Here is a 15,629-nt window from a genome sequence, read left to right as displayed (position 1 = left end):
TGAATGAATAAATGGTTAATTAATAATAGAGGAAATAATTATAACGAAATATCAAAAAAATATAATATTCATCCATTAATAGCAAAAATTTTGCTAAATAGAAATATCACTGATTTTGAAAAATTTTTAAATCCTAATGCAGAAAATTCATATCATAATCCTTTTTTAATGAAAGATATGGATAAAGCAGTAGATATAATTATTAGCACTATAGATCATAATGAAAAAATAAGAATAGTAGGAGATTATGATCAAGATGGAAATTCTTCTACTATGACTCTACTAGATGGACTTGGATATTTTACAGATAAAATTTCCTATGATATTCCTAATAGAATGACAGATGGATATGGCATTTCTTTTAGTATAATAGACAAATGTATCGAAGATAATATAGATTTAATAATAACTTGTGACAATGGTATTAGTGCAATTGAACAGTGTGATTATGCAAGGAAAAATGGAATTAAAATAATTGTAACTGATCATCACCAAACAATAAAACATGATGGAAAAGAAATAATTCCAAATGCTGATGCGGTCGTTAACCCACAACAACAATCTTGCAAATATCCTTTTAAAAGTTTATGCGGTGCAGGAGTTGCTTATAAATTAATACAAGCTATTAATATAAAAAAAGGATATGGAATGCTACAGTGTGAAAATTTGCTTCAATATGTAGCAATGGGAACAGTATGTGACATAGTCGATTTAAAAGATGAGAATAGGTATTTTGTTACAAAAGGTCTAGAAGAAATCAATAATACAGATAATTACGGTTTAAAATGCTTGATCAACATGACTGGAATTAAGAATGCAGTAAATGTCTACAGTTTAGGATTTATAATTGGTCCTTGTATCAATGCAGCAGGAAGATTGGATACTGCAAAATTAGGTGTTGAACTATTTAGAGATGAAAATATGGATAATGTTGAAGCATATGCAAAAATTTTAGTCGATCTTAATGAAAAAAGAAAAAAACTAACAGAAGATGGATTTAATAAAGCTGTCGAAATTATCGAAAATACCGCACTAAAAAACGACGATATTTTAATTTGCAATGTGGAAGGAATTCATGAAAGTGTTTGTGGAATCATAGCTGGAAGAATAAAAGAAAAATATAATAAACCAACTTTAATCTTAACGGAATCTGCAAATAAAAATTTACTCAAAGGATCTGGAAGAAGTATATCAGAATATAATATTTTTGAGGAGTTTGATGAGTTTAGAGAGATGTTCGTATCTTTTGGAGGCCATCCTATGGCATGTGGATTATCAATTGAAAAAAATAAATTAGATGAGTTTAGAACTAAAGTTAATAAAAATAGCAAACTTACAGAAGAAGATTTTGTTAAAAAAATCTTGATAGACTCTAGCTTTTATATTGATAAAATTGATTTTGATTTGATAGAAGAAATTGGTAATTTGCGTCCATTTGGAAAAGATAATCCTAGGCCAATTTTAGGAGATAAGGATGTTGAAATTATATTTGCCAAAATGATAGGGAAGAATCAAAATGTATTAAAAATGAAATTACTAAAAAACAACAAAGCAATAGATGCAATTTTGTTTACGGATGCTATAGAAAAATATACCTATTTATTAGGAAAATTTGGTGAAAATGTATTAAAGGAACTTGAAAATAGTATTTCTTGTAATGCATATATAGATATTTTATACTATCCAGAAATTAATGATTTTAATAATGTCAAAAATATTCAATTAAATTTAATTGATTTAAGATAAATGTTAACAATAATGCTCATGTTATGGTATAATTATAACAAAATAATTATTAGGAGGTAGCTTTATGCATTATGAACAATCGGATTTACAAAGTTTGATAAAATCAATAAAATCTTATAATCCAAATACTGATGTAGATGAGATAACTAGAGCATATGGCTACATGGTGAGAGCTCATGAAGGTCAGTTTAGAAACTCTGGTGAGCCTTATGCAATTCATCCAATGGCAGTAGCCAAAATTTTGGCTTCATTAAACATGGATGATGCAACTATCATAGCCGGGTTATTTCACGACGTCGTGGAAGATACTGAAATAACTTATGAAGATTTAGAGTATTTATTTAGTAAAGAAATTGCTGACCTGGTCGATGGTGTAACAAAATTAAAACAAATTAAATTTAAAACAAAAAAGGACAATCAAGCCGAAAATTTAAAAAAAATGATTCTTGCTATGGCCAAGGATATCAGAGTAATAATTATCAAGTTATCAGATAGACTTCACAATATGAGAACCTTGGAATATATGACTCGTGAAAAACAGATTGAAAAGGCTAACGAAGTTTTAGAAATTTATGCGCCACTTGCACATAGACTGGGGATGTCCACGATAAAATGGGAATTAGAAGATTTAAGCTTAAAATATTTAGAGCCTAATATTTATCAAGATATTGTAAATAAAATCAACGAGACAAGACAACAAAGAGAATCGCAAATACAAAATATAATAAGACAATTTCAAAATGAATTAGAAAAATGCAATATTAAAGCAGAAATATTTGGAAGACCAAAAAGTATTTTTTCGATTTATAAGAAAATGTACAAAAAACATTTGGCTTTTGAAGAAATTAAAGATTTGTCTGCAATAAGAGTTATCGTAAACAAAGAAAGTGAATGTTATGATGTCTTGGGAATTGCTCATAGATTTTTCAGGCCAATCCCAAATACTTTTAAAGATTATATAGCAACACCAAAACCAAACATGTATCAATCATTGCATACGACGATATTAGCGCATGATGGAAGAACTTATGAGATTCAAATAAGAACTTGGGAAATGCATAAAACATCTGAGTATGGTATTGCTGCACATTGGAAATATAAAGAAGGAACTTCTAATAAAAAATCAAAATATGATAGCAAATTAGCTTGGTTGAGAGAGATCATGGATTGGCAGAAAGATTATACTGATTCAAAAGAATTCATGGACTTATTCAAAGAAGAATTTGCCAATGATGAGGTATTTGTATACTCTCCAAAAGGCGATGTAATGGATTTACCGTCAGGCTCAACGCCAATTGATTTTGCGTATAGAGTTCACTCAGCAGTTGGAAATAAATGTGTAGGTGCTAAGGTAGATGGTAAAATAGTACCATTAACTTACAAACTAAAAACAGGAAACGTGGTAGAAATACTTACAAATCCAAACTCAGGTCCTTCAAAAGACTGGCTTAAAATCGTAAAGTCTTCTCAAGCAAAAACAAAAATTAAACAGTGGTTTAAAAAAGAACAGAGAACAGAAAACATCGTTTTTGGACGAGATATGCTTGAAAAAGAAGTTGCGAAAATGGGATATAGTTTTAATGAATTGCTAAAAAGAGATTGGCTTGAGGAAATTGCTAGTAAGCTAAGTTTTTCATCGTTAGATGATTTGTATGCAGCAATTGGATATGGGTCGACAAGAGTTACACAAGTAATTCCAAAACTAAAAGAGTATCATAAAGATTATTATGAAACAGATCAAGTTGTTAATAAACCAAATCATGTTGATTTTGTCAACGAGGAACCTAAGGAAAGTGGCGTTGTAATTGATGGTATTGACAATGTCGAAATAAAATTAGCTAAATGCTGTAATCCGATACCTGGTGATGAAATAGTAGGATATATTACTAGAGGTAGAGGAATAAGTGTTCATAGAAAAGATTGCTCTAATGTAAAGTCTATAGATGACAAAGACAGACTTATCCCGGTTAGATGGGGGAATAATTTATTAAATCGTAATTATCAAGTTGAACTTCAAATTATTTCTTTCAATAATGTTGGATATTTAGCAGCTATAACTAAAGTTATAAGTGAATGTAAATTAAACATCAAAACATTTAATACAAGAACTAATAAAGACAAAACAGTAACGATTAATATTATTTTAGAAATTAGTTCAAGCTCGGAAATAGATACTGTAATTGCAAGAATAAAAAACACAAAAGGAACTATAGATGTTTTTAGGGTGAATTCATAATGAAATTATTAGTTCAAAGAGTAAATGAAGCAAAAGTAGATATTAACGGTATAACAAAAAGCAAAATAAATGACGGATTTCTAGTACTTTTAGGAATTCATAAAGAAGATAATGAATCAGATATTGATTATTGTATTCGAAAACTTATTAACCTAAGAATATTTTCTGATGAAGACGATAAACTTAACCTTTCTATTAAAGACTTAAATTATGAAATATTGCTTGTATCTCAATTTACATTATATGCAAGTACAAGGAAAGGAAACAGACCTTCTTTTGATAAATGCGCAAAAGGAGAATTCGCTAAAAATTTATATGATAATTTTATAAAAAAGTTAAAATTAGAGAATGTACCTTTTCAAACTGGTGAATTTGGAGCAGATATGAAAGTGTCACTTACAAATGACGGACCGGTTACAATAATTATAGATAGTAGGAGTGAATAATGACATTAGATAAAATAGTTACTACAAAATATGGTGAAAATATGTACATTTTATCAGAAGATAACAAATGTTTCGTAGTAGATCCAGGTGCACAAGCTGATGATATTTGTGAGTATATAAAAAATCGTAATTTAGAAATACAATTTATATTAATTACACACGGTCATTTTGATCATATATTTGCAGCAGAAGAATTAAAAAATAAACTTAATACAGTTATTTATGCCCCTGAAAAAGAAAAAGATTTACTAGAAGATCCCGAGAAAAACTATACAAGAAAAGTTGGAAATCCAATTACTCTAACTGCAGATTATTATGTAAAAGAAGGGGATACTATTGAGTTTAATGATTCAAAGATATCAGTTTTAGAAACTCCAGGTCATACTTATGGCTCTTGCTGTTATATATACAAAGATATAATGTTTTCTGGAGATATGTTGTTTAAAAACTCAATAGGTAGATATGATTTACCAACTGCAAGTTATGAAGACATTAAAAACAGCATCGAAAAATTAAAACTTTTAAATGATAATATAAAAGTATATCCAGGACATGGTCCAGAAACTAATATTGGTGACGAAAAAAAATACAATCCATATTTTAAATAAAATTAGGAGAATTATGAAAAATTTAGAAAAGAATTACAATCCAAAAGAATTTGAAGATAAAATATATAAAATCTGGGAAAATGAAGGTTACTTCAAAGGCATTATTGATAAAGATAAGAAACCATTTACGATCGTAATGCCTCCACCAAATGTAACAGGAAACTTACACCTTGGTCATGCATTGAATAATACAATCCAAGATATTTTAATAAGAAAAAATAGAATGGATGGATACAGTGCACTTTGGGTTCCGGGAACAGATCATGCTAGTATAGCAACTGAAGCTAAAGTTGTAAATAAATTAAAAGAAGAAGGAAAATCGAAAGAATCTCTAGGTAGAGATGGATTTTTGGAAGCATCCTGGGATTGGACACGTGAATATGGTGGTAACATTAAAAACCAATTAAAAAAATTGGGAGTATCTTGTGATTGGAGTAGAGAGGCATTTACTCTTGACGATAATTTAACTGAAGCAGTAGAAGAAGTATTCATTAAAATGTACAATGATGATTTGATATATCAAGGTGACAGAATTGTAAATTGGTGTCCAAATTGTCATACTGCTATAAGTGACATTGAAGTTGTACACGAAGATGAATCTGGACATTTTTGGAATATCAGATATAAATTCAAAGATTCTGAAGATTATATTGTAATAGCAACTACTAGACCGGAAACACTATTGGGCGATTTAGCAGTTGCAGTTAATCCAGATGATGAAAGATACACTGATATTGTCGGAAAAACTTTGATATTACCATTAGTTAATAGAGAAATTAAAGTTATTGCTGATAGCTATGTTGATATGGAATTTGGTACTGGAATTGTTAAGATAACTCCTTCCCACGATCCTAATGACTTTGAAGTTGGTGCAAGACACAATTTGGGACAATGTATTGTAATTGACGAAGATGCAAAAATTGTTGAAGGATATGGTAAATATTCTGGTTTAGACAGATATGAAGCTCGAAAATTAATTATAGAAGATTTGGAAAAAATCGGACAATTAGATTCAGTAAAAGATCATGAACATGCTGTTGGCCATTGTGAGAGATGTCATTCTACGGTTGAACCATTAATTAGTAAACAATGGTTTGTTAAAATGGATAAACTCGCAAAATTAGCCTTAGATGCATATAAGAAAGAAGAAATTAGATTTATACCAAAAAGATTTGAAAAAGTTTATGTGAATTGGCTAGAAAATATACGAGATTGGTGTATATCTCGTCAATTATGGTGGGGACATAGACTTCCAGTTTATTATCATAATGAAACTGGAGAAGTAGTCGTTGCAAGAGAAAATCCTGATCCACAAAAATACACTCAAGATCCGGATACTTTAGATACATGGTTCTCATCTGCATTATGGCCTTTCTCAACTTTAGGATGGCCGAATGAAACAGAAGATTTAAAATATTTCTTCCCAACAAATGTATTAGTAACAGGATACGATATTATTTTCTTCTGGGTAATCAGAATGGTATTTTCGTCACTTTATAATTTAGGGGAAGTTCCTTTTAAAGATGTTTACTTGACAGGGTTAGTTAAAGACTCTCAGGGTAGAAAAATGTCAAAATCTTTAGGAAATGGAATTGATCCAATAGAGGTTATTGATCAATACGGTGCGGATGCTTTAAGATTTGCTTTAATAACTGGAAATACTCCAGGAAATGATTCAAGATTCTACATGGAAAAAGTTGAGGCAAATAGAAATTTCTGTAATAAATTATGGAATGCATCTCGTTTTGTTTTCATGAATGTTGAGGATAATGTAAAAAATATAGATGAAGTTGAATTACAAATCGAAGATAAATGGATTATTTCTAGTTTAAACAATGTAATTGATGAAGTATCTACAAATTTAAATAAATACGAAATTGGTATCGCAGCTGAAAAAATATATGATTTTACATGGAATGTATTTTGCGATTGGTATATCGAATTAGTTAAACCAAGACTTTATGGAGATAATGCTAAGTTAAAAGATTCTGCAATATCAGTTTTGATATATACATTGACTAATGTAATAAAATTATTACATCCATTTATGCCATATATTACTGAAGAAATATATAGTTATCTTCCTAATAAAAATGATATGTTGATAAATGAAACATGGCCAAAATATTCTGAAAGCAATTCATTTAAGAAAGAAGAAGAAATAATAGATAAATTGGTAGAATCCGTTATTAGCATTAGAAATTCAAGACAAGAAATGAATATAGCGCCTAAAAAACAATCTGATGTGTATATATTAACTTCAGATAAGAGCTTAGAAGATGATTTTAAACAATTAGAATCATTATTTAGATCAAGTGTTTCCATTAATGAATATAAGGTTAATGAAGATATTTCTGAGGAAAATAACATAGTTATTGTTAAAGATTCCTATAAAATTATTATTCCATTGAATGATTTGATTGATTATTCTAAAGAATTGGAAAGACTAGAAAAAGAATTGAACTCTGCTAAATCAGAATTAAAGAGAGCAGAATCTAAGCTTAAAAATGAAGGATTCTTAAAAGGTGCTCCTGAAAATCTTGTAGAAAAAGAAAAAGAAAAAGTTGAAAAATATTCACATTTAATCGACGATATTAATAATTCTATTTGCTCTATTAAGGAAAAAATGTAATGAAACTCGAAATCATATTTGGTTTTGTTTTGATTATGGTATTGGCTAGTTTACAGTATACTTTAAATAAAATTTTAGTATCATTAAAAAATATTGAAAAAAATATAAATGAGATATTAATTAATTCAAATTCAGAGGTGAATAATGAAAGAAGAAATATTATTAAATGAACAACAAATTAAAGAAAAAGTTAAAGAATTAGGTGCTCAAATTACAAAGGATTATAAAGATAAAAATCTATGTGTAATATCTCTTCTTAGAGGAAGTTTTATGTTCATGTCTGATTTGGTAAGACAAATTGATATGCCTATTTGTATTGATTTTATGACTACTTCATCTTATGAAGATGGTGAAGAATCAACAGGGAAAGTAAAAATTCTTACTGATGTTAGAGAAAACTTAGAAAATTATGATGTGCTTATAGTAGACGATATTATTGATTCTGGAAATACAATTGTAAATACTGTGGAATACATTAAACAAAAAAATCCAAAAAGCATAAAAACTTGCGTATTACTAGATAAACCAAGTAGGCGACAAGTTGAATATAACGCTGATTATGTAGGATTTGAAATTGATGATGTCTTCATAGTTGGTTATGGTTTAAATTATAGATCATCATATAGGAATATACCTTATATTTTTATTTGGAACCAAGATGTATAACGAATTTGCATATATTTACGATAAATTAACTTTTGATATTGACTACCAAAATTATTCTGAAGTTATTAAAAAAGAATTGAATAAGCTAAATATAAAACCCGAATCTATTCTTGAATTGGGAATCGGAAGTGGAAATATGACACAATTCTTTTACGATTCTTCTGTTGATTATACTGGAGTTGATCTTAGCAAAGAAATGCTTGAAATTTGTGCTGATAAATTTCCTAGAATTAATTTAATCAATGAAGATTTATGTGAATTGGAATTAGAACAAGATTATGATTTTATATTTTCAACATTAGATACAATAAATTATATACTTGACCCAGATAAATTACAGAATTTGTTTTTCAAAATTAATAAGATTTGTAAAGGAGTGTTTATGTTTGACGTAAACACCCCTTATAAGTTAATAGATATTATGGGAAACAATCACTTTGTATACGAGTATGAGGATATTTTCTATACTTGGGTAAATCAATATTACGAAGAGGATAACCTAATAGATTTTTATATTGATTTCTTTGTGAAAAATAAATATGATTCATACGAGAGAATTCAGGAAACACAAACAGAAAAAGTTTATAGCCTGGACACTCTAAGGTTTATGCTTTATAATTGTGGATTTACAGATGTAAAATTAATAGACTTTGATACAGGAAAATCTGTTAATGAAATTACGCAACGAGCATTATTTGTATGTGTTTTATGTAACGATGATTAATGCATTGTATATTTTTATTTTGTATGTTATATTAGTATAGTAAACAAAAGTAAACAAATTTTATGGAGGAAACATGACAAAAGGAAAAGTAAAATGGTTTAATGCAACAAAAGGTTTCGGATTTATCTCAACAGAAGATCAAGGAGACGTTTTTGTTCATTATACTGCAATAGAAGATAATGGGGAATACAGAAAATTAGAAGAAAATCAAGAAGTTGAATTTGAAATTTCTGAAGGACCTAAAGGTCTTCAAGCTTGTAATGTAAAGAAATTATAATAAAATTTTAAAAACACCCCTTTTAAGGGGTTTTTTATTTGGAGGTTATATGATAAATAAATTATATATTGCTACCGATTCTACTGAATCATTTAGATTTAATATTGTAGATTCTACAGATTTAGTTCAATCAGTAAGGGATATTCATAATACATCAGCAACAGCATCAGCAGCCTTAGGAAGATTAAGTACGATGGCTGCAATAATGAGTCATGAGTTAAAAAACGAATCGCATAATATTACTTTGAATTTACAAGGAAATGGACAAGGTGGAATGTTAATATCTACGGTTAATGGTAGAGGAGAGGTAAAAAGTTATGTTAGTCATCCTGAAGTTGATTTGCCAACTAAATCTAATAAAAAATTAGACGTTGGTAGTTTTGTTGGAAATGAAGGATTGCTAACAGTTATAAAAGATTTTAAACTAAAAGAACCATATATTGGTCAAACTAGTTTAGTAAGTGGCGAAATAGCGGAAGATTTTAGTAATTATTTTTATCAATCTGATCAAAGACCTACTGTAGTAGCTTTAGGTGTATTAGTAGATACTGATTTATCAATTAAAAGTGCTGGGGGATTATTTATCCAAGCATTGCCAGGATTTGACGAATCATTAATAGATAAATTAGAATCAGATATAAATAAATTTCCACCAATTTCATCTCTTTTTGTAACACATGATGATCCATTTGATATTTTAAATCAATATTTTTCGGATTTTGATTTGAAATTATTAGGTCAAAAAGAAGTTCAATATCTATGTGATTGTAATAGAGATAGAGTTGAGAGATCTTTAATTTCATTAGGCAAAGAAACATTAACCGAACTGATTGAAGAAGATGGCAAGGCTGAATTAGTATGCGATTTTTGTAATAAAAAATATAACTTTTCCAAAGAAGAGTTAATGGAACTTAGAGACAATATATAGGATGGTGTTAATTGAAAACGAGAAATCTTACTGAAGGAAATATTTATAAGGAATTAATCAGTTTAGCATTACCAATAATGGCAACTTCTTTTATTCAAATGAGTTATAATTTGATGGACTTATTTTGGTTAGGCAGATTATCAATTGAATCAGTTGCTGCAGCTGGAACAGTAGGTTTTTTTGGTTGGTTAAGCTATGCTATATGTATGATGCTAAGTGTAGGAGTACAAATATCAGTTGCAGATTGTATTGGTAAAAAGGATATGGAATCTGTTCAGAAATATATATCAAATGCTATAAAATTTGCATTGATTGTTGGAATTATTTTTATTTCATTGATGATCTTATTTAAAGTACAAATAATACATTTTTTTAATTTAGATGAATCTGTAACAAAGCTTGCATTTGAATATTATGGTTTTTTTGTAGCATCAATATTTTTTAACTTTGTAAATCCGGTATTGACTGGGATTTTAAACGGTCAAGGAGAAAGTAAAATTCCTTTTATTATAAATACAATTGCATTAGGAATTAATATCGTATTGGATCCTATATTGATATTCGGATTTGGATTTGTTAAACCAATGGGCATCAAAGGAGCTGCACTGGCAACTTTTATAGCTCAAATGTCAGCATGCATTATGTTCATGATTGCTAGATTTGAATATTTTAAATATTTGAAAGAAAAAATGCACTTAAATTATGTAAAAAGACTTTTTGATTTAGGATTTCCTATTGCACTTCAAGAATGCCTTTTCGCGACCTTTTCAATAATTATGGCTGCCATAATAGCTCATTGGGGAAAAGAGGCTATAGCCGCTCAAAAAATAGGTAATCAGATAGAATCTATCACATGGTTAACAGTTGGTGGATTTAGCGTTGCTTTATCTACTTTTATTGCTCAAAATAATGGAGCTAAAAAATACTCTAGAGTAATGGATGGATATAAAAAGGGAATGAAAATATGTATTGGTATCGGAATATGTACAACCATAATTTTATTTACATTTGCACCACAATTATTTAAATTGTTTATACCTGATGATCCAAATACTTTGAATATCGGAGTAGTTTATTTAAGAATTCTTTCGATTTCTGAAATTCTAATGTGTGTAGAAATCGCTACGACAGGATTCTTAAATGGTATTTCATTAACTAAATATCCTTCAATAAATGGAATTGTATTTAATTTCATAAGAATTCCATTGTCATTATTGGTTATGTATAGTAATTTGAGAATAGAGTGGATCTGGGTAATAATATCTTCGCTTGTTATATGTAAAGGTATAAGTTTGTTTATCATATTCTACACAAGAGTTTATAAAAATAAATTAAAATATTTATTAGATTAAAAAAACCTAGGATTGATTTCATCATCAATTCTAGGTTTTTTATTATCTGTGTTTCAATGCAAATTCAAATAATTTATTAATGAGTTTATTAAAAACTATGTCAAACTCACCAATTGTAGCAAGCATTTCTGTTCCAAATCTTTTTTTAAATTCATATAATCCTGCTTCATGATCTTCTACATTATCTTCAGGCGTATAACCAGATACGCCACCAAAGTCATAAGTCGTGCATCCTTTTTCTATAGCCCTTTTCATCATAGTCCATTGCATTAAGTAGTTTGGACTTAAGTCTCTGAAATCATTAGAAGATGCACCATAAAGATAATATGATTTTTTGCCACAAAAAGTTAGTAAGGCACCGGATAATACAATTTCATCAACACCATTTTGAATGTATTCATTCATTTGCTCAATCAAATCTTTACATCTTTTTCTTCTGTTGTCTAAAACATCTAATTCTTTTAAGAAGTTATTCTTTTTATCTTCTGTTATATCTTTTTCTAATTTGTTTTTAGTTTTCAACTCTTGATTATCTATTTGATTTAATTCTTCTTCATTGGATTTCTTTACAAGAGATGGTATAAGTTTAGTTAGATATAATTCACAATCATCATCTGGTCCTAAAACATCATATAAATTCTCAAAATATTCATGACTTCGATGATTGAATTCGTCTCTTTTTGATGTTATTTCCATCAATTTTGAAAACTTTGGTAACTCACTCTTATCACATCGTTGACATTCAAGGCCGTTTTTTAAAGATTTTTTTACAACACTTTTTGTTCTAGATTGAAACGAATTCATCACATCTTTCTCTGATTTGTTTATATCAGTTATCATATAATATCTAGGTTGATTATATTCTAATCCTTTTTTTAATCCGTGATGGTAACATCCCAGATTTTTTAAGTAACTAATTAATCCATCAATTTCTACAGATACTTGAGGGTCAAACTTTAAAGAGAAAACTTTATTTTTCTTGCAAAAATCTTTTAAAATTTGGATAGTAGCTTTTAAATCTTCTTTATTTTCATAATCAACTACTGGCCCTTTAGGTGCATAAGCAAAATAATAGGGAAGAATAGGAAGCTTTTTTAATAAAATCAAACAAGCTCCAATAAGTTTGTCGTCTTTTTTAACTCCTATATTCTTTCCAATCCATCCTTTTTTTACATATTGCCATTTATATATTTGATTTAATTCTCCGTATTTATGGTTTTTAACAAAATTATCATGTTCTTCAGCACTTAGTGTAACCATTTCGTAAGCCATTTTATCACTTCCTTAACTTTATTCATTATACCATAAAACTACTTAATAATAATTTCTTTTAAAAGCAAAAAAAGATAGAGTAAACGAATTTACTCTATCAAGTTCAAATAATTATTTTAATTTTTCTCTTGCTGCTGCTTGAGCTGCTGCTAATCTAGCGATTGGTACTCTGTATGGGGAACAAGATACATAGTCTAATCCAATTCTGTGACAGAATTCCACGCTTTCAGGATCTCCACCGTGTTCACCACAAATACCTACGTGTAAATTAGGATTTGAAGACTTACCTTTTTCAATTGCCATTTTTATTAACTGACCAACACCTTCTTGATCCAATCTTTCAAATGGACTTCTTGAATAAATCTTCTTTTCTTTATATTCTGATAAGAACTTACCTGCATCATCCCTAGAGAATCCAAATGACATTTGAGTTAAGTCATTTGTACCAAAACTGAAGAAGTCAGCTTCTTCAGCAATCTCATCAGCCATTAAGCATGCTCTTGGAATTTCAATCATAGTACCGATTTCGTAATCTAATTTTTGATTAGTTTCTTCAAATACTTGATTGATTTCTTCAATTATTTGGTCTTTAACATATTTTAATTCTTTCTTTTCTCCTACAAGTGGAATCATGATTTGAGGAACTATATCATGTGAAGTTTCTTCTTTTACTTTTAGAGCAGCACTTATGATTGCTCTTGCTTGCATTCTGTATATTTCAGGATATGTTACAGCTAATCTACATCCTCTGTGGCCAAGCATTGGGTTTACTTCATGAAGCTCTAAAATAATATCATTTACTTCATCATATGTTAAATCCATTTCTTTTGCTAATTCTTCAATATCGTGCTTTTCTTTTGGCAAAAATTCATGAAGAGGTGGATCTAAAAGTCTTATAGTAACTGATAAATCTCCCATTTCCTTGTAAATATTATAAAAGTCATCTTCTTGGAAAGGTCTTAATTTATCTAGAGCTTTTTGTCTTCTTTCAGTAGTGTTTGATAGAATCATTTGTCTAACAATTGGAATTCTTTCTTCATTGAAGAACATGTGCTCAGTTCTTGTTAGTCCAATGCCTTCAGCACCAAATTCTTTTGCTTGATGTGCATCTTTTGGAGTGTCTGCATTAGTTTTTACACCTAATCTTTTAATTTCATCAACCCATTGCATAAATTGGGCAAAGTTACCAGAAAGTTTAGGATTTACTTTAGAAATTTCTCCTTTATAAACATATCCAGTGCTACCATCTAATGAAATCAAATCTCCTTCTTTGATTTCTATGTTTTTACCTCTGATTACTTTGTTCTCTTCGTCTACCCTTATTTCACTCGCACCTGCTACACAACATGCACCCATTCCTCGTGCAACTACTGCAGCGTGAGAAGTCATACCTCCTCTTGCAGTTAATATACCTTCGGCTTTAATCATACCTTCGATATCTTCAGGAGATGTTTCTTGACGAACTAATATTGATTTAATTCCCTTAGAAGCAGCTGTTTTACAATCTTCAGCACTAAAATAAACGTGACCACTAGCGGCTCCAGGTGAAGCTGCCAAACCTTTTGTTATTACTTCAGCATTTTCTAATTCTTTTTGATCAAATGTAGGGTGTAGAAGTTGATTTAAGCTATTTGGTTCAATTCTTAAAATAGCTTCTTCTTTAGTTATCAATCCTTCATTTACTTGATCTACTGCGACATTTAGTGCGCTGATAGCAGTTCTTTTTCCGTTTCTAGTTTGAAGTAAATATAATTTAGAATTTTCAATTGTGAATTCTAAATCTTGCATATCTCTGTAATGCTCTTCTAATCTTTTTGTGATTGAATGGAATTGTTCATATACTTCTGGCATTACGTCTTGTAATTGACTAATTGGTTGAGGAGTTCTTATACCAGCAACAACATCTTCGCCTTGTGCATTCATTAAAAATTCACCGAATAATTTGTTTTCACCGGTTGCAGGGTTTCTTGAGAAAGCAACACCAGTTCCAGATGTATTACCCATGTTACCAAATACCATTGATTGGATATTTACAGCAGTTCCTAAATGATCATCAATGCCATTTAATTGTCTGTAAATTTTTGCTCTTGGGTTATTCCAAGATCTAAAAACTGCTTCGATTGCATATTTTAATTGATCGATAGGGTCTTGTGGGAAATCTTCATCCATTTCTTCCTTGTAGATTTGTTTAAATTTTTCTACAATCTTTTTTAAATCTTCACTATCAAGATCTGTATCGTCTGTAACGTTTTTTTCTTGTTTAATTTTATCTAATTCATTTTCGAACAATACTTTAGGAATTTCTCTTGCTACGTCTGAAAACATTTGAATAAATCTTCTATATGAATCATAAGCAAATCTTTCATTATTTGTAGACTTTGCTAAACCGATAACTGATTTATCATTTAAACCTAGATTTAAAATTGTGTCCATCATACCAGGCATTGATATTACAGCACCTGAACGAACTGAAAATAGTAGAGGATTTTCTTCATCAGAAAATTTCTTATTCAATTCTTTTTCTGTTTCTTTAATATGAGATTTAATTTCTTCAAATAATCCATCCCATAATTTTTCATCTTCTTGGTAAAATTTGTTACAAGCTTCGGTAGTAATAGTAAATCCTGTAGGAACAGGAATATCCATGTTAGTCATTTCGGCTAAGTTAGCACCTTTTCCACCAAGAAGGCTTCTCATATCTTTGTTACCTTCTCTAAAACTGTAAACATATTTTTCTGTCAT

Annotated in this window: 12 protein-coding genes; 10 read left to right on the top strand and 2 right to left on the bottom strand. The window is 29.2% G+C overall.

Annotated features, from left to right (window positions below; translation table 11 throughout):
* Positions 1 to 3: 3 nt before the first annotated feature.
* The 10 genes from recJ (at position 4) to FMG_RS04315 (ending at position 11,615) form a co-directional block, all read left to right on the top strand.
* A complete protein-coding gene (gene recJ / locus FMG_RS04365; RefSeq protein ID WP_012290642.1) occupies positions 4 to 1,746 on the top strand; it encodes a single-stranded-DNA-specific exonuclease RecJ in 1,743 nt (580 codons plus the stop codon).
* 64 nt (positions 1,747 to 1,810) lie between these two features.
* Positions 1,811 to 3,982, top strand: a complete 2,172-nt coding sequence (locus tag FMG_RS04360; protein ID WP_002838433.1) for a RelA/SpoT family protein — start codon at positions 1,811 to 1,813, stop codon at positions 3,980 to 3,982.
* Positions 3,982 to 4,428 carry a D-aminoacyl-tRNA deacylase gene (gene dtd / locus FMG_RS04355; RefSeq protein WP_012290641.1) on the top strand — a complete coding sequence of 149 codons (447 nt, stop codon included), beginning with the start codon at positions 3,982 to 3,984 and terminating at the stop codon, positions 4,426 to 4,428. Before FMG_RS04360 ends, dtd begins: the two co-directional genes overlap by 1 nt.
* Entirely contained in the window at positions 4,428 to 5,036 is a 609-nt protein-coding gene (locus tag FMG_RS04350; protein WP_002842239.1) for an MBL fold metallo-hydrolase, read from the top strand. Before dtd ends, FMG_RS04350 begins: the two co-directional genes overlap by 1 nt.
* 13 nt (positions 5,037 to 5,049) lie before the next feature.
* Positions 5,050 to 7,668, top strand: a complete 2,619-nt coding sequence (locus FMG_RS04345; RefSeq protein ID WP_012290640.1) for a valine--tRNA ligase — start codon at positions 5,050 to 5,052, stop codon at positions 7,666 to 7,668.
* 144 nt (positions 7,669 to 7,812) lie between these two features.
* Positions 7,813 to 8,334 carry a hypoxanthine phosphoribosyltransferase gene (gene hpt, locus FMG_RS04335; RefSeq protein WP_012290639.1) on the top strand — a complete coding sequence of 174 codons (522 nt, stop codon included), beginning with the start codon at positions 7,813 to 7,815 and terminating at the stop codon, positions 8,332 to 8,334.
* On the top strand, positions 8,327 to 9,058 hold the full coding sequence (locus tag FMG_RS04330) for a class I SAM-dependent DNA methyltransferase (RefSeq protein WP_012290638.1): 732 nt from the start codon (positions 8,327 to 8,329) through the stop codon (positions 9,056 to 9,058). Before hpt ends, FMG_RS04330 begins: the two co-directional genes overlap by 8 nt.
* A 73-nt stretch (positions 9,059 to 9,131) precedes the next feature.
* Complete coding sequence (locus FMG_RS04325) at positions 9,132 to 9,335, top strand: cold-shock protein (RefSeq protein ID WP_002838099.1); 204 nt, start codon at positions 9,132 to 9,134, stop codon at positions 9,333 to 9,335.
* A gap of 49 nt (positions 9,336 to 9,384) precedes the next feature.
* A complete protein-coding gene (gene hslO / locus FMG_RS04320) occupies positions 9,385 to 10,263 on the top strand; it encodes an Hsp33 family molecular chaperone HslO (RefSeq protein WP_012290637.1) in 879 nt (292 codons plus the stop codon).
* An 11-nt stretch (positions 10,264 to 10,274) separates the two neighbouring features.
* Entirely contained in the window at positions 10,275 to 11,615 is a 1,341-nt protein-coding gene (locus FMG_RS04315; RefSeq protein ID WP_012290636.1) for an MATE family efflux transporter, read from the top strand.
* Positions 11,616 to 11,657: 42 nt separating this feature from the next.
* Here FMG_RS04315 and FMG_RS04310 read toward each other — a convergent pair whose 3' ends face one another.
* Positions 11,658 to 12,887 (bottom strand): lipid II:glycine glycyltransferase FemX, encoded by a 1,230-nt coding sequence (locus FMG_RS04310; protein WP_012290635.1) that lies wholly within the window; start codon positions 12,885 to 12,887, stop codon positions 11,658 to 11,660.
* A 111-nt stretch (positions 12,888 to 12,998) separates the two neighbouring features.
* Complete coding sequence (ppdK, locus tag FMG_RS04305; RefSeq protein WP_012290634.1) at positions 12,999 to 15,629, bottom strand: pyruvate, phosphate dikinase; 2,631 nt, start codon at positions 15,627 to 15,629, stop codon at positions 12,999 to 13,001.

It is taken from the genome of Finegoldia magna ATCC 29328 (assembly GCF_000010185.1).
Classification (GTDB): Bacteria; Bacillota; Clostridia; order Tissierellales; family Peptoniphilaceae; genus Finegoldia; species Finegoldia magna_H.
Note: the sequence above shows the minus strand (reverse complement) of the source record. Positions and strands in the feature narration are given on the sequence as shown.